This is a genomic window from Nocardioides sp. zg-1308 (genome assembly GCF_013155375.1).
Lineage (GTDB): Bacteria > Actinomycetota > Actinomycetes > Propionibacteriales > Nocardioidaceae > Nocardioides > Nocardioides renjunii.
This window is the reverse complement of the sequence record NZ_JABJQY010000002.1, coordinates 1,350,429-1,366,113: the sequence shown is the minus strand read 5'-3', so window position 1 is coordinate 1,366,113 and position 15,685 is coordinate 1,350,429. Positions and strand designations below refer to the sequence as shown.

The 15,685-nt window shown below is 73.1% G+C and carries 14 protein-coding genes; 7 read left to right on the top strand and 7 right to left on the bottom strand.

Annotation, left to right across the window (positions count from 1 at the left end):
- From HN031_RS08305 to HN031_RS08290, 4 genes are all read left to right on the top strand, one after another.
- The gene (locus tag HN031_RS08305; protein ID WP_172268775.1) at nt 1–3,351 is read left to right on the top strand and encodes a UvrD-helicase domain-containing protein; all 3,351 of its coding nucleotides are present in this window, start codon (nt 1–3) and stop codon (nt 3,349–3,351) included.
- Entirely contained in the window at nt 3,348–5,099 is a 1,752-nt protein-coding gene (gene recD / locus HN031_RS08300; protein WP_172268772.1) for an exodeoxyribonuclease V subunit alpha, read from the top strand. Before HN031_RS08305 ends, recD begins: the two co-directional genes overlap by 4 nt.
- Before the next feature lie 36 nt (nt 5,100–5,135).
- Nucleotides 5,136–5,741 (top strand): ACT domain-containing protein, encoded by a 606-nt coding sequence (locus tag HN031_RS08295; RefSeq protein ID WP_172268769.1) that lies wholly within the window; start codon nt 5,136–5,138, stop codon nt 5,739–5,741.
- A gap of 177 nt (nt 5,742–5,918) precedes the next feature.
- Nucleotides 5,919–6,113, top strand: a complete 195-nt coding sequence (locus HN031_RS08290; protein ID WP_172268766.1) for a hypothetical protein — start codon at nt 5,919–5,921, stop codon at nt 6,111–6,113.
- Between the two features lie 4 nt (nt 6,114–6,117).
- Here HN031_RS08290 and HN031_RS08285 read toward each other — a convergent pair whose 3' ends face one another.
- Entirely contained in the window at nt 6,118–6,558 is a 441-nt protein-coding gene (locus HN031_RS08285) for a nitroreductase family deazaflavin-dependent oxidoreductase (protein ID WP_172268763.1), read from the bottom strand.
- 59 nt (nt 6,559–6,617) lie between these two features.
- Here HN031_RS08285 and HN031_RS08280 point away from each other — a divergent pair, with 59 nt between their 5' ends.
- Nucleotides 6,618–7,568, top strand: a complete 951-nt coding sequence (locus tag HN031_RS08280) for a 1,4-dihydroxy-2-naphthoyl-CoA synthase (RefSeq protein WP_172268760.1) — start codon at nt 6,618–6,620, stop codon at nt 7,566–7,568.
- Nucleotides 7,569–7,577: 9 nt separating this feature from the next.
- Here HN031_RS08280 and HN031_RS08275 read toward each other — a convergent pair whose 3' ends face one another.
- Both HN031_RS08275 and HN031_RS08270 read right to left on the bottom strand, forming a co-directional pair.
- Nucleotides 7,578–8,456 carry a hypothetical protein gene (locus HN031_RS08275; RefSeq protein WP_172268757.1) on the bottom strand — a complete coding sequence of 293 codons (879 nt, stop codon included), beginning with the start codon at nt 8,454–8,456 and terminating at the stop codon, nt 7,578–7,580.
- Nucleotides 8,453–9,175 carry an SPFH domain-containing protein gene (locus HN031_RS08270; protein ID WP_172268754.1) on the bottom strand — a complete coding sequence of 241 codons (723 nt, stop codon included), beginning with the start codon at nt 9,173–9,175 and terminating at the stop codon, nt 8,453–8,455. Before HN031_RS08270 ends, HN031_RS08275 begins: the two co-directional genes overlap by 4 nt.
- A gap of 92 nt (nt 9,176–9,267) precedes the next feature.
- On the opposite strand from HN031_RS08270, the gene HN031_RS08265 reads away from it, so the two are divergent.
- Nucleotides 9,268–9,960: an NUDIX domain-containing protein gene (locus HN031_RS08265; RefSeq protein WP_172268751.1), complete on the top strand. Its 693-nt coding sequence runs from the start codon at nt 9,268–9,270 to the stop codon at nt 9,958–9,960.
- Nucleotides 9,961–10,008: 48 nt separating this feature from the next.
- Here HN031_RS08265 and HN031_RS08260 read toward each other — a convergent pair whose 3' ends face one another.
- Genes HN031_RS08260 through HN031_RS08250 form a run of 3 tightly spaced genes read right to left on the bottom strand, consistent with a single transcriptional unit; the run spans nt 10,009 to nt 13,024 of the window.
- A complete protein-coding gene (locus HN031_RS08260) occupies nt 10,009–11,049 on the bottom strand; it encodes a glutathione synthetase (protein ID WP_172268748.1) in 1,041 nt (346 codons plus the stop codon).
- On the bottom strand, nt 11,046–12,224 hold the full coding sequence (locus HN031_RS08255) for a tyrosine/phenylalanine carboxypeptidase domain-containing protein (RefSeq protein WP_172268745.1): 1,179 nt from the start codon (nt 12,222–12,224) through the stop codon (nt 11,046–11,048). Before HN031_RS08255 ends, HN031_RS08260 begins: the two co-directional genes overlap by 4 nt.
- Nucleotides 12,221–13,024 carry an N-formylglutamate amidohydrolase gene (locus tag HN031_RS08250; RefSeq protein WP_216652087.1) on the bottom strand — a complete coding sequence of 268 codons (804 nt, stop codon included), beginning with the start codon at nt 13,022–13,024 and terminating at the stop codon, nt 12,221–12,223. The genes HN031_RS08255 and HN031_RS08250 overlap by 4 nt, the downstream gene beginning before the upstream one ends.
- Nucleotides 13,025–13,103: 79 nt before the next feature.
- Here HN031_RS08250 and HN031_RS08245 point away from each other — a divergent pair, with 79 nt between their 5' ends.
- Entirely contained in the window at nt 13,104–13,829 is a 726-nt protein-coding gene (locus HN031_RS08245) for an NAD-dependent deacylase (protein WP_172268742.1), read from the top strand.
- Here HN031_RS08245 and HN031_RS08240 read toward each other — a convergent pair.
- Nucleotides 13,826–15,574, bottom strand: coding sequence for a GAF domain-containing sensor histidine kinase (locus HN031_RS08240; protein WP_172268739.1), 1,749 nt, complete (start codon nt 15,572–15,574; stop codon nt 13,826–13,828). The two genes, HN031_RS08245 and HN031_RS08240, sit on opposite strands and share 4 nt — an antisense overlap.
- Between the last annotated feature and the right edge of the window lie 111 nt (nt 15,575–15,685).

Here is a 15,685-nt window from a genome sequence, read left to right as displayed (position 1 = left end):
ATGCCGATCGACACCTTCGACATCGCCGCCGAGCTCCGGCCGGGCACCACGCTGCTCGAGGCCAGCGCCGGCACCGGCAAGACCTGGGCCATCGCCGCCCTCGTCACCAAGCACATCGCCTCGGGGCAGGTGCGCCTCGACGAGATGCTCGTGGTCACCTTCACCCGGGCCGCCAGCCAGGAGCTGCGTGAGCGCGTACGCCGACAGCTCGACGAGGCCGTCCAGCTCCTCACCGACCCGTCCACCCGCCACCCCGACAACCGGCTCCACGACTGGCTGCTCGACGCCTCCGCCGGCGCGGTCGGCGCGCGCCTCGAACGGCTGACCTCGGCACTGGTGTCCTTCGACGCCGCGACCATCGCGACCATCCACCAGTTCTGCCAGCTCGTGCTGCGCAGCCTCGGCGTCGCCGGCGACACCGACGCGTCGGCGACGTTGGTCGAGGACCTCGAGGAGCTGACCACGGAGGCGGTCGACGACCTCTACCTCGCGCGCTTCGGCGCGGAGGCCGACCCGCCGTGGAGCCGCGCCGACGCCCTGGAGCTCGCCCGTTCCGTCACCAACGACCCGCGGGCGCGCGTCGAGCCGGCGGCGGTGCTCACCGACGCTCCCGACTCGACCGCCGCGATGCGCGTGCGGTTCGCGTGCGACGTGCTCGAGGAGGTCGAGCGGCGCAAGCGACGCCTCGGGATCCTCAGCTACGACGACCTGCTCAGCCAGCTCGCCGACGCCCTCGAGGACACCTCCGCCGCTGCGCGCCGACGCATGCGGCACCGGTGGAAGTTCGTGCTGATCGACGAGTTCCAGGACACCGACCCGGTCCAGTGGCAGGTCTTCCGGCGCGCGTTCTCCGAGACGACCACCATGGTGCTCATCGGCGACCCCAAGCAGGCGATCTACGCGTTCCGCGGCGGTGACGTCGTCACCTACCTCCAGGCGGCCGAGACCGCCACGACGACCCAGACGCTCGGGGTCAACTGGCGCTCTGACCGCCCCCTCCTGCGGTCCGTCCACGCCGTCCTGCAGGGCGCGCAGCTCGGTGACGAGCGCATCGTGGTGCACCCGGTGGAGGCCCACCTCGACGAGTCCCGCCTCCAGGGGGCGGGCGCTCCGTTCCGGCTGCGGGTCGTGCGCCGGGCCGAGCTCGGCAAGGGACCCCGCTCCCGACCACCGGTCGCCGTGTGGCGCGACCACGTCGTCACCGACACCGCCCACGACATCAAGCGCCTCCTCGAGTCGGGGCCGACCTTCGAGGGCCGACCCCTCGAGCCCGGCGACGTGGCGGTGCTGGCGGCTCGGCGCAACGAGCTCGAGGCGGTGCAGCACGCCCTGGCGCTCGTCGGCGTCCCGTCGGTGGTCAACGCAGGCGGCTCGGTCTTCCACACGCCCGCCGCGGGCGAGTGGCTGACCCTGCTCGAGGCGCTCGAGCAGCCGCACCGCGCCGACCGGGTGCGCGCCGCGGCGCTGACGTCCTTCTTCGGGCACACCGCGCAGTCGCTCGACGCGGGCGGCGACGACCTGACCGACGAGCTCACAGCGCGCGTCCGCACGCTCACCGACGTCTTCACGCACCGCGGCGTGGCCGCCGTGGTCGAGGTCGCCGCCGTCGACGGCCTCACCGCGCGGGTGCTCGCGCGCGTCGGTGGCGAGCGCACGCTGACCGACCTGCGCCACGTCGGCGAGTCGCTGCTGCGGGTCTCCACCGAGGAGCGGCTCGGCCTCGTCGGGCTGCTCGCCTGGCTGCGCGAGCAGGTGGCCGACGACAAGCTCGAGGTGTCCTCCGAGCGCACCCGCCGCCTCGACTCCGACGCCGACGCGGTCCAGCTCGTCACCATCCACGGCAGCAAGGGCCTCCAGTACCCCGTCGTCTACCTGCCGACGCTGTGGAACCGCTACACCGGCCGCGACCCCGCCATCCCGCTCTTCCACGACGACGAGGGCCGGCGCTGCCGCGACGTCGGCGGCCCGAGCGCGTTCCACCGCGAGGCGGTGGGGCGCCACTGGCGCGAGGACGCCGGCGAGTCGCTCCGCCTGCTCTACGTCGCCATGACACGGGCGCAGTCGCAGGTGGTGGCCTGGTACGCCGCCGCGGACCGCAACACCCCCGACTCGCCGCTGCACCGGATGCTCTTCGGGCGTCGCCCCGGCATGGCGCCCGTGCCCGACAGCCAGGCCCTCGTCGACGAGGACCGGTTGCTCGCGATCCTCGCGGCGTGGCAGGACGCCGGCGGGCCCAGCGTCGAGCTCGCGGCCCTCACGCCACCGGACCCCACGCCGCTCGAGCGCTCCACCGAGGCGCTGTCGGTGCGGTCGTTCGGCCGGTCGGTCGACACGTCGTGGCGCCGCACCTCCTACTCCTCGCTGTCGGCGGCCAGCGCCGCCCACGCGGCGGCGGCGTCGCTGTCCGAGCCCGAGCTGGTGCCCGACGAGGACTCGGACACCACCCTCGACGACGTGACCGCCGACCTGGGCGGCCTGGTCGTCGACGGCAGCGACGCGGGCGCCGCCTCGGTGCCGTCGCCGATGGCGGACCTGCCGGTCGGCGCGACCTTCGGGTCGCTGGTCCACGCGGTGCTCGAGCACGCCGACCCGGCCGCGGACGACTTCCGCGCCGAGCTGCTGCGGCTGGTCGAGGAGCAGCTGGTCTGGTGGCCGGTCGAGCTCGACCCGGGCGGGCTGGCCGACGCGCTGGTCGCCGTGTGCAGCAGCCCGCTCGGGCCGCTCGCGGGCGACCGGACCCTCCTGTCGCTGGGCCTGCCCGACCGGCTGCGCGAGCTCGACTTCGAGGTGCCGCTGGCCGGTGGCGACACGGTGGCCGCGCCCGCCGACGTACGCCTCGGCGACCTCGCACCGCTGCTGCGCCGACACCTGCCCGAGGGCGACGCCGTGCGGGTCTACGCCGACGCCCTCGACGGCGACCCCGACCTCGCCGCCCAGTCGCTGCGCGGCTACCTCACCGGCTCGATCGACGTCGTGCTGCGCCTCGAGGTGGACGGCGCCCAGCGCTTCCTCACCGTCGACTACAAGACCAACTGGCTGGGGCCGATCGATCAGCCGCTGACGGCACACGACTACCGCCCCGAGATGCTCGACGAGGCGATGGCCCACTCCGACTACCCCCTCCAGGCACTGCTCTACACCGTCGTGCTCCACCGCTACCTGCGGTGGCGGCTGCCCGGCTACGACCCGGCCACCCACCTCGGCGGCGTGCTCTACCTCTACCTCCGGGGCATGTGCGGCCCGGAGACCCCGGTGGTCGACGGGATGCCGTGCGGCGTGTTCTCGTGGCGGCCGCCCGTCCCGCTGGTCGAGGAGCTGTCCGACCTGCTCGACGGGGTCGTGCGCCGATGAGCGAGACCTTCGAACCGGTCGACGCCCACGACCGCGACCTGGCCGTCAACGCCACCGGCCTGCTCCGCACCTTCAACCTCGCCGGGGTGCTGACCGCCGCCGACGTCCACGTCGCCACCAACCTGGGGCGGGTCACGGGCGAGCGCGACGAGGCGGTGCTCCTCGCCGTCGCCCTCGCGGTCCGGGCCGTCCGCCACGGCTCGGTCTGCCTCGACCTCCCAGCCGTCCCGGCGACGCTGCCGGACGTCGACGTGCCGTGGCCCGAGCCGTCGGCGTGGACGGACGCCGTCTCGTCCAGCCGGGTGGTCGCCTCGGGTGTCGTCCATCTCGAGCACGGCCTGGTCTACCTCGACCGCTACCACGAGCAGGAGACGCAGGTCCTGCACGACCTGCGCGACCGCAGCCGCGTGACGCACGCCGTCGACACCTCGCTCCTCGACCGGTCGCTGGCGCGGGTGTTCCCGAGCGCCGAGTCCGACGAGCAGCGAGAGGCCTGCCGCCGGGCGGCGACGCAGGCGACGACCGTCGTCACCGGCGGTCCCGGCACGGGCAAGACGACCGCGGTCGCCGGCCTGCTGGCGGTCCTGGTCGAGCAGGCGGAGGCGCGGGGCCAGACGCTGCGCATCGCGCTGGCCGCCCCGACCGGCAAGGCCGCGGCGCGGCTCGAGCAGTCCGTGCGCGACTCCGCGACCCGGTTCGGCGGGGCCGACCAGGACCGCCTCGCCGACGTCGGCGCGATGACGCTGCACCGCCTCCTGCGCCAGCACCCCGGCAACAGCACCCGCTTCCGCCACCACCGCGGCAACCGGCTGCCCCACGACCTCGTCGTCGTCGACGAGGCCTCGATGGTCTCGCTGACGATGATGGCGCGGCTGCTCGAGGCCGTGCGTCCCGAGGCCCGGCTGGTGCTCGTGGGCGACCCCGACCAGCTCAGCTCGGTCGACGCGGGCGCCGTGCTCACCGACCTCGTCCGCGGCTACGAGCACCGCCCCGACAGCCCCGTGGCGGCCCTCACCACGGCGCACCGCTACGGCGAGGACATCGGCCGGCTCGCCGAGGCGCTGCGGCTCGGCGACGCCGACGCGGCCGTCGCGGCCCTGCGGGCCGGTGGCGGGGCCGTCGAGTGGGTGCCCGAGGGCGACCCCGCGTCGACGATCCGCTCCGCCGTGCTCCCCCACGCCCTCGCGGTGCACGACGCCGCCGTGGCCGGTGACGCGCAGCGGGCGCTCGCCGCCCTCGACCGGCACCGCCTGCTGTGCGCCCACCGCGACGGCCCGTTCGGCGTACGCCACTGGAACCGCCGCATCGAGCAGTGGTTCACCGTCGAGACCGGCGTCTCGGTGCACGACGCGGCCTACCTCGGTCGTCCGGTCCTCGTGTCGTCCAACGACTACTCCCTCGGCATCTACAACGGCGACACCGGCGTGGTCGTGGCCGGCGCGGCGGGTCCGCGGGCCGCGATCGCCACGGGCGTCGGCCACCTCGAGCTGGCGCCGTCACGGCTGGGCGAGGTCGACACCATGCACGCGATGACGATCCACAAGTCACAGGGCAGCCAGGCCGACGAGATCACCGTCCTCCTCCCCGACGAGGAGTCACGGCTGCTGACCCGCGAGCTCTTCTACACCGCGGTGACGCGCGCGCAGCGCAAGGTGCGGGTGATCGGCTCCGAGTCGGCGGTGCGGGCGGCGATCGCGCGGCAGGCGCTGCGCGCCAGCGGCCTGCGTGCCCGGCTGTCGGATGGCTGAGACGTCGCAGACACAGATCCCCGATAGCCTCCACGCATGCCCTACCTGATCCGCGTGGAGCTGCCCGACGTCCCGGGCTCGCTCGGTCGCGTGGCGAGCGCGATCGGTGAGGCGGGCGGCGACATCGAGGCGATCGAGATCGTCGAGAAGCGCGACGGCTTCGCGGTCGACGACGTGCTGCTGGAGATCGCGCCGGGCACCATGCCCGACTCCATCGTCTCGGCGTGCAGCGTGCTCGACGGCGTCAGCGTGCTGTGGGTCAACCGCTACGCCGCCGGCGGCAACCTCTTCCTCGACCTCGAGGTCGTCGAGGCGCTCACCGAGGACCCGGCCAACGCGCAGGACCGGCTCATCGACCTGCTGCCCATCACGTTCCGCGTCGACTGGGCCGCGCGCCTGCGCCGCGACGGCGACGGCTGGGCAGTCGCCCACGCCACCGACGCCGCACCCACCGAGTTCGACCTCGACGAGGTGACCGCCCCGACGCGGCTGCCCGACCACGAGATCTACGTCGAGTGCGCGGCCCCCTTCGGCCGCGACCTCGTGCTCATCGGCCGCCGCGGCGGCCCGGAGTTCCTCGACTCCGAGCTCGCCCGCCTCGAGCACCTGCTGGGGCTGGCCATGACGATCAGCCACGCCTGACACGGGCGTCGTACTCCGGCTCCTGTCGAGCGGTGAGTGAGGCAGGTTCTGCGGCTCGAGAAGCTGCCTCACTCACCGCTGACGCGCGTACGCCCGCGCCGCAGGTCGCCCGACGCATGCGCCGCGGTGGAGCGGGTACGCGAGCGATCCGGTGATCCGACACGGAAGGACCGCGCGATGAGCATCAACGACGGTGACCAGCAGGCTCCCACGGACGTCGACATCGACGCCGAGGACGAGTCGACCGAGCGGCTGGAGCCGGAGGCCCCCGCCCACGTCGATCCCGACCCGGAGGCGGTGGTGCACGACGGGGACCGCGACGACGAGGCCGTCGTCGAGGGCGCGGACCCGACCCCGCCCCAGCCGAGCTGATCCGTCAGGCGCGCTCGAGGAGGAACAGCGGGATCTGGCGGTCCGTCTTCTCCTGGTAGGACGCGTAGGTCGACCAGGTCTCGACGGCCAGCTGCCACCAGTCGGCGCGCTCGTCCCCGCTGAGCTCGCGGACCCGGTAGACGTGCTTCTCCGCCTCGTCCTGCAGCTCCACCTCCGGGTGCTTGCGGAAGTTGTCGGCCCACGCCGGGTCCTCGGGGGCCCCACCCTTGGACGCCACCGCGAGGTAGGCGCCGTCGCGCTCGACCCGCATGACGGGGTTCTTGCGCAGGTTGCCGGACGACGATCCGACCGACGTGATGACGACGATCGGGTACTTCGTGCCGGGCAGCGTGCCGGCCCGCTCGCCGTCGGACGCCTCGTACTCCGCGACCTGGTTGCGGACCCACTCGGCCGAGCTCGGGACATAGGTTCCAGTCAGTGCCATGCCCCCACAACACCACGGGCGGCGGCGAACTTCCAGCGCCTCCCCACTACCCTCGCGCCATGAGTGCGATCGAGGGCGTGAGCGAGATCTTCGACCCCGAGTCCTGGGACGCCGTGCCCGGCTTCGAGGACCTCACCGACCTCACCTACCACCGGGCCCGCGAGCACGGCACCGTCCGCATCGCGTTCGACCGCCCCGACGTCCTCAACGCGTTCCGGCCGCACACCGTCGACGAGCTGCTGCGCACCCTCGAGCACGGTCGTACGTCCGCCGACGTCGGCTGCGTGATCCTCACCGGCAACGGTCCGAGCGCCAAGAACGGCAAGTGGGCCTTCTGCACCGGTGGCGACCAGCGGATCCGCGGCCGGGCCGGCTACCAGTACGAGACCGCGGGCACCGAGCCGCGCACCGGGGGCGACGCCGGGTCCGAGCCCAACCCCATCGACAAGGCGCGGCTCGCCCGCCTCCACATCCTCGAGTGCCAGAGGCTCATCCGCTTCATGCCCAAGGTGGTCATCTGCGTCGTCCCCGGCTGGGCCGCGGGCGGCGGGCACAGCCTGCACGTCGTCGCCGACCTGACGCTCGCCAGCCGCGAGCACGCGCGGTTCAAACAGACCGACGCCGACGTCGGCTCGTTCGACGGCGGCTACGGCTCGGCCTACCTCGCCCGGCAGGTCGGCCAGAAGCGCGCCCGCGAGATCTTCTTCCTCGGCGACGAGTACGACGCCGAGGAGATGCACCGCATGGGCGCGGTCAACCGCGTCGTCGACCACGCCGACCTCGAGAAGGTGGCCCTCGACTGGGGCCGGAAGATCAACGGCAAGTCGCCCACCGCCCAGCGGATGCTGAAGTACTCCTTCAACCTCCTCGACGACGGCCTCGTCGGCCAGCAGCTCTTCGCCGGCGAGACGACGCGGCTGGCCTACATGACCGACGAGGCGCAGGAGGGCCGCGACCAGTTCCTCGAGAAGCGGGAGCCCGACTGGTCGCCGTACCCCTGGTACTACTGATCGGTCCGATCAGGCGACCAGTCGCAGCACGGTGGTCGCACGTCCGATCCGCACCGTCTGGCCCCAGGTCAGCGTGAGGGCGTCCGCCTCGATGCCGTCCCCGAAGGCGACCAGCCGGTCGGACCTGACCGTCAGCTCCAGCTCGCCGGCCGTGAGCTCACCCTCGGTCAGGACGGTCCCCGTGGCGGGCGAGGGCCACGCCTCGCGGACGAACCAGACGAGGCGCGGCTCCTCCGGACCCGGGAGCGTGATCGGGCTGCGGCGCTCCAGAGCCACCGAGCGGCACCACCCGGTGGCACCCGTGCCGCTCGAGACGATCATCCCGGACGACGCCTGCGACTCCCCCGCCGCCTCGGGTGTCAGGAGGTCGTAGCGAGCCGTCTGGTGGCTGGGGTGGCCCACGAAGACCTCGTTGAGGGCGAGCAGCTCCTGGCCGTCGTCGAGGGTGGCACGGACCATGGTGTGCCGGGTGACGCGGTCGGTGCTCCGCAGCAGGCGAGGCAGGTCGCCGGCGGCGTGCGTGACCAGCACGCCGGCGTTGCGTGCCGGGTCCGGGTCGATGCCGATGACCGGCTGGCCGTCGAGGTACTTGGCGACGTTGGCCACGAGCCCGTCCTGCCCGACGACGACGATGACGTCGTCGGGTGAGAACAGGAACCGGGACACGTCACCGCGCTCCACGCTGCCCCGGCGCCAGTCCACCGGGATCGCGGCGGCCACCGTGTCGAGCGCCTCGCGGGTCAGTCGGTGACGTTCCTCCAGCTCGGCGATGTCGCGTCCGCGGGTGCTGAGGAAGAAGGCCGCCTGACCGCGCGTCCCGTGGGTGGCCACGAGCTCGTCGAGCTCGGTGCGCCGGTGGACCACGACGACGCGGGGCGCGAGGCTCACGACGCCGCCGTCCGCCCGCCGGCCAGCTGGGCCAGCGCGGTGCTCACCAGGTCGGGGCTCAGCACGAGGGTGTCGATCGCGGGCAGGTGGGCCGCGAGCTCCTTGGCGGCGAGCGCCCGTCGTTCGAACGTCGCCCGGTCCGACTCCTGCTGCACGCGCTCGCGGGTCGGGGTGCGCAGGGCCTTCTCGACCTCGGGCTCGGGGCGGACCGCGACCACTCGTACGCCGACCACGGCGATGCCGGTCTCGGCCAGTCGCTCGTCGGCCCTCAGGCCGTCGGTGATGACCGAGCGCACGGGCCCGACACCGCCGGCCATCGCGTCGGTCAGGTCGACGGTGGCCAGCATGTCGATCGCGTACTGCTGGGCCGATTCCGTCAGCAGCCCCGCCACCTGGTCCAGCGGGGTGCCGCGCCAGGCGCCGGTCTCCGGGTCGATGGAGAAGTCGATGCGACCGGCCGCCGTGGAGGGGTCGGTCACGCGGTAGGTGATGGTGGCCTGGACCGTGACGTCCTGGAAGTCGCTGGTGCGGGCGTGGAACAGCAGCGGCAGCTCCCGGTCATCGACGGGCACCTCGTGCCGGACCGCGCTGAGCGGCCGGAACCAGAACGAGGCGCCGACACCGGCGTGGATCGTCCTGCCGTTGCGGACGTGACCGACGTGCGTGGTGCTCGAGCCGCGGAGGTGGCGAGCGAAGGGGTAGCGGGCGATGTCAGCCAACAGGTGCTCCTTGTCCGGTGTTAATGTCACTATGACGATAACTACCCTGGCCAGTTCTCGTCAAGTCGACACTAAGTCGGTAGGCTGCCGTCATGACCGACCCCGACGAGCACGCCCCCGTCGCCGTCACCGTCGACCTCGTGGTCCTCACGGTGCGGGACGACCAGCTGCAGGCGCTGACCATCCGTCGAGGGGAGGAGCCGCACCGGGGTCGGTGGGCCCTGCCGGGCGGCTTCCTCCGGCCGGACGAGGACCTGCCGGACGCCGCGGAGCGCGAGCTCCGGGAGGAGACCGGTCTCTCGGCCGACCGCTTCCACCTCGAGCAGCTCGGTTCGTACGGCGCACCCGACCGGGACCCGCGGATGCGCACCGTGACCGTGGCCTACATCGCCCTGGCCGCCGACCTGCCCACGCCCACTGCGGGGACGGACGCGGCGGACGCCCGGTGGCAGCCGGTCAGCCGGCTGCTCGGGACCGACGACGCGCTGGCCTTCGACCACTCGGCGATCCTGGCCGACGGCGTTGAGCGGGCACGCGCGAAGCTCGAGTACACACCCCTGGCGACGGCGTTCTGCGGCGAGGAGTTCACGGTCACGGAGCTGCGGCACGTCTACGAGGTCGTGTGGGGCACGTCCCTGGACCCGCGGAACTTCCACCGCAAGGTCACCGGGACGGCGGGGTTCCTGGAGCCGACCGGGGCGACCACCACCCGTGACGGAGGGCGACCGGCCCGGCTCTTCCGGGCCGGGACGACCAAGCACCTCCACCCGCCGCTCCTGCAGTGACCGGTCGCCGCGCCACCCGGTGCCACCCGGGGGCTGCCGGCGTGAGCCTCAGCTCGTCGCGAGGCTGTGGTTGTCGATCTCCGGGTAGTGCCGCCGGATGTTGATCTTGCGCTCGAGCTCGCCGATGACCGCCGGGGCGAAGTTCACGTCGTAGAGCGCCTGGGCGCTGCCGAGGCCGCCCGGGCTGAAGACGTTGATCTCCATCAGCTTGTCGCCGACGATGTCGAGTCCGACGAGGAACATGCCGTCGGCGACCAGCTTGGGGCGCACCACCTCGACCATCGCGAGCATCTCGTCGGTGACGGTGACCTTCTCGGCCGTGCCGCCGGCGGACATGTTGGAGCGGATGTCCTTGGTCTTGTTGCTGCGGCGGAAGGCGGCGTACTCGCCCTGGTGCACCAGCGGCTCGCCGTTCATCACGAACAGGCGGACGTCGCCGTTGACCGCCTCGGGGAGGTACTCCTGGGCCACGACGTAGCCGTCGCGGGAGATCGCCTCGATGATCTGCGTGAGGTTGGGCGCCTCCTTGCGGTCGACGAGGAACACGCCCGCGCCGCCGGATCCCTGCAGGGGCTTGAGGACGGCCTTGCCGCCGAGCTCCTTGATGAAGGCCTCGATCATCCCCTGGTCGCGCGAGATGAGGGTCCGGGGCCGCACCACCTCGGGGAAGTGCTGGAAGTACGCCTTGGACAGCGCGTTGGCAAGGCTGGTCGGGTCGTTGACCACGAGCACGCCGCTCGAGGCGATCAGCTGGCCGAAGGCGACGCCCGCGTTGTTGCGCCACGGGTCCGACTCGGCGTCGTCGGCCGGGTCGTTGCGCAGCATGACGACGTCGAACTCGTCGAGCCCGAGGAGCTGCTCGACGTCAGGCTTCTGCACGTCGGCGAGGTGGCGCTCGAGGGAGCGGTACGTCTTGGCGTCACCGGCCCGGGCCCGGGTGCTCAGCGACCCGTCCGGCTCGTAGGCGAAGTCGCCGATGCCCATGTACCAGGCCTCGTGGCCCATCTCCTTGGCCGCCATGGCCAGGCGGTTGGTCGTGTACTCCGCCTTCTCCGTCTCGATGTCGTTGACGACGAACCCGATCTTCATGCGTGCTCCTCCAGGAGTGTGCTGAGGTCTTCGGTCCCGGCCGCCCGCGCGAGGTGGGCGTGGGCGTCCGGGTCGTGCAGGTATCGGGGCAGGACGCGCGGCGGCCGGAGCAGCCCGCGGTCCTCGAGGTCGCCGATGAGGGGCAGGTCGCGCAGCGAGAACTTCCCGAGCCACAGCCGGTCGAGCGAGCCGCCCGACCCGAGGTGGTCGAGCAGCTCGACGAGGCCGCGGAGGTAGATCGCGTCCTTGGTCATCCCGCCGGAGCGGTAGACCCGCATCACCGTGGTCCAGGCACTGCCGGCGCGGAAGTCGTCCGCGACGAGCGCCTCGTGCGCCTCGGCGAAGCTCGCCCCGCCGATCATCCGGTGCACGGTCACGACGCGGCTGGCCAGCTGGCGCAGCCGGAACGCCGTCAGCCCGCCGCACGCGATCTCGGCGAGGACGGCCAGGCCCTCCTGCGTCTCGTCGTAGCCGGCGAGCCCGACGCCGAGGACCTTGACCGGCTGGTGGCTGCCGTTGGCCTGCGTCACGAGGTGCGTGCCGACCTCGTGGTGCAGCAGGGCCTGGGCCCGCGCCCGCTGCACCTTGGTCTCCGGACCGATGAGCAGCACGTCGCCGGAGACCATCACGCCGTTGACGTCCGAGCGGACCTCGGCGTGCATGTCGAGGTCCGGGTCCTCGGCGCGGTAGCGGGCGATCTCCTCCTCGGCCAGCGCCAGGAACTCGTCGGCGTCCAGCGGGTCGTCGCTCGGCTCGGTGCGGGTGATGTCCGTCAGCAGCGCCTCGGCCCGGGTGCGCAGCGCGGGGGACACGGCGCCGTACAGCTCGACGCTGAGCGGCAGGAAGTCGTCGGTGTTGCGCGCCTCCAGCATGTCGAGCTGGAGCTCCATCTCCCGGTGCTTGGCGCGCAGGAGCTGCGCGAGCACCGGGTCCTCCACCTCGCCCGGGGTGATCCCGTCCAGCTCGGCACGCACCACGGCCGGGTCGGTCTCGAGCTCGCGGTAGGTGAAGACCGGGTCGCGGTCCCGGCCCTCGAGGAAGTCGTCGCGCAGGTCGTCGGCGTCGACGGGCGTGACGTCGAGGAGGAAGCGGAAGCTCTGGGCGAGCAGCGAGAGGCGGTGGTCGACGGCGAGGTCGGCGGCGCTCAGCGACGGATGCTCATCCTCGTCGCTCACCTCAGCCTCTCCAGCTCGTCGTGGAGCCCGGGCAGGGCGGCGGCGAGGCCCTTCCGGACGGCCTCGAGGCGACCCTCGTCCACCTCGCCCGACCACTCGTCCATGAACGTCTTCTTGAACTCGAGCGCTAGCACGCAGCCCACGCGCGGGTAGCGGTCGTGCACCCACCACGCGAGGTTGCGGCCCTCGAAGGCGACGTTCTCGCGCGCGTCGAGCGGACCGCAGCCCACGGACGCGTCACGGAGGTCGGCGGTGAAGCGCTCGACCAGCGGACCGAACAGGTCGTGGTCGAGGCTGCCGGTGCCGACGTTGACCTCCGGGTTGTCGACCGCCGGGGCCGGCGGGCCGTCGGCCCCGTCGCGGCGGTGGTTGTAGGAGTGCACGTCGAGCAGCACGAACGGGCCGCGCTCGGCCAGAGCGTCGAGGCGCGGCGCAAGGGCGTCGTAGAAGGCGTCGTAGGTCGCCAGGCTGCCCTCGAAGAGCTCGTCGGAGAGCACGCCGTCGCGCCACACCTCGAGCCCCCAGCAGTCCTCGGGCTTGCGGTAGACCGCCTCGCGGCGCGGCCGGTTGAGGTCGGCCTCGAAGCGGGACCGCGACGTCACCACCCGGTCGGGGACGACGGCCGCGATGCGGTCGGTGTGCGGGTCCTCCTCGCGCAGCCGCTCGGACTCCTCGAGCACCATCGCCTCGGCGATCTCGGGCCTCAGCCCGTGGCCGGCGTGCACCGACGTCGCGACCACCGGACCGTGCCACTCTCCCTCGAACGCGACAGCGTCCGACGTCCCTCCCAAGTCCGTCATGGCGGTCTGTCTACCGGAGTGCGGAGGCGCGCTCCACGCGGCGGCACCCCTGAGGGTGAACGGCTGGTAGGACTGGGGCATGGCTCGCCACACGCGCATCGTCGTCCTCACCGGAGCCGGGATCTCCGCCGAGAGCGGGCTGCCGACGTTCCGTGACGCCGACGGGCTGTGGGAGGGCCACGACCCCATGCAGGTGGCGACCCCCGAGGCGTACGCCGACGACCCGGACCTCGTGCAGCGCTTCTACGACGAGCGGCGGGCGGCGCTCTCCCGGGTCGAGCCCAACGCCGCCCACCGGGCCCTCGCGCGGCTCGAGGCGGAGCTCGGGGACGACCTGCTGGTCGTCACCCAGAACGTCGACGACCTCCACGAGCGGGCCGGCTCGCGACGGGTCCACCACGTCCACGGGCGGCTGCGCTCGGCGTGGTGCACGACCTGCGACGAGCGGCACGACTGGTCGGGCCCGCTGGCCGACCGGCCTCCGTGCCCGGCGTGCGGCGCGGCGACGCTGCGCCCCGACATCGTGTGGTTCGGGGAGCTCCCCTACGGCATGGACGTCGTCGAGGAGGCGCTGGAGCACTCTGACCTCTTCGTCTCGATCGGCACCTCGGGCCTGGTCTACCCGGCGGCCGCGTTCGTGCACTGGGCCCGCGGCGCGACCCTCGAGCTCAACCTCGAGCCGAGTGCGGGCGCGACCGACTTCGCGGAGTCGCGCACCGGTCCCGCGACGCGGCTGGTGCCGGCCTGGGTCGGCGAGGTGCTCACCGGGTCGTCGGGCCGGGGCCGGGCTCGGGGGCCGCGCTAGGGCCGGAAGTGCAGGCGCACGGTCGTGCCGTGGCCCAGCGCCGAGCTGATCTCCACCGAGCCGCCGTGGCGCTGCATGATCTCGCGCACGATGCCGAGGCCGAGCCCGGTGCCGGGGCGGAGGAGCGCCTGGTCGTTGGTCGAGCGGAAGAGCGGGGCGAAGAGGTTGGCCTGGTCGGCCTCGGAGATGCCGATCCCCTCGTCGCGGCAGCTGAACGTGAGGCCGCCGTCCTCCCGACGCTCGACCCCCAGCCAGATCTCGTGGTCGGGGTCGGAGTACTTCACCGCGTTGTCGACGAGGTTGGTGACCGCGCCGGCGATCTCGCGCACGTCGCCGAGCACGAAGGCTCCCGTGGTGTCGCCGACGACGTGGAGGGTGATGCCGGCCTTCTCGGCGACGGCCGCCATCGACGAGATGGTCTCCTCGACGACGCCGACGAGGTCGAAGCGCTCCATCGTCGGCGGGCGGTGCGGGTCGCTCACCCGCGACAGCATCGAGAGCCCCTGGAGCAGGTCGCCGAGGCGCTCGGTGCCCCGCAGGATCGCCTGCGCACGGCGTACGTCGCGGTCGTCGGCGGCCGGGTTGGTGGCGAGGAACTCGGCGTTGGCCGCGATGACGGTCATCGGGTTGTTGATCTCGTGGGTCAGCTCGCGCAGGAACCAGTGGCGGGCCGCCTCGAGCTCGCGCAGCTCCTCGAGCAGGCGCCGCTCGCGCTGGGTGGCGTGGGCGTTGGCGACGGCGCGGCCCAGGTCGTGCCCGAGCTCGAGCGCCGCGAGCCCCTCCCCGTCGGTCCAACGCCGGGAGCCGGTGCGCCGCGCGCACAGCAGCATGCCCAGGACGTCGTCGTCGACACCCATCGGCGCGATGACGAGCGCCTCGTAGCCGAGCTGCAGCAGCGGCGCGGTGAACCAGTCGGCGTGCTCGGCGGCAAGGGCGGTGTCGCCCCACACCTGGCCCGGCTCGATGATCACCACCCGCTGCTCGGTCCACGCCCGGGCCGCCGCCTGGTGCAGCGCCCGGCACACGGCGCCGTCGATCTCGAGGCCGAGGCTGTCGGGTTGGTCCACCTCCTCGTCGAGGAAGACGTGGATCTCCAGCTCGTCGACGGCCAGCGCGTCGAGGAGCGTCTCCCGCGCCTCGCGCAGCAGGTGGTTGACGTCGTGGCGCGCGGGGCTGGACTGCACGACCCGGCGGGCCGCGCGGATGCTGCGCACGAGGTGGGCGAACTCCTCGCGCTCGATCACGGTCACGACCGTGCTGAGGGTGAGCGACAGGGACGGCGACAAGGCCTCGAGCTCGGCGCGGGAGGGGCGCTTGAGACCGAACGGCTCGTCGAGGTAGAACAGCGCGCGCAGGCTGCCGCGCTCGTCGCGGACCTCGGCGACGAGCATGTCGAGCGGCTGCCAGTCGCCGGGGTCGTCGGTGCGGGGGATGTCCGGGATCCAGGAGCCGTCCCGCAGGCGCTCCTCGAGCCCGGGCGCGTAGGACTCCTCCGCGACGAAGGTGACGGAGCCGAAGGCCTCGCCGCCACCGATGGCGGCGACCATGTCCTCGAGGCGCGAGCCGGTGCCGAGCAGCTGGCGCGAGCCCTCGGGCTCGCCGGTGATCGCGACGAACTCGAGCAGGCCCTGCGGGCGCACGACCTCGATGGCGGCGACCCTGAACCCGGCCCGCGCCGCGGCGTCCGCCGCGATGTCGTGCAGCAGTGCGCGCGCCCGGGGTCCGCCCCAGCTCAGGTCTCGCATGGTGCACCCCCCTCCCGGGCGTGTCGACCGGCGGACGTCCCCCTCGGCCCGCCACTGCGATGGTAGGGGCGGCCCGAAGCGTCCCGGGGCGCTTTCGACAGGTCTTGACCT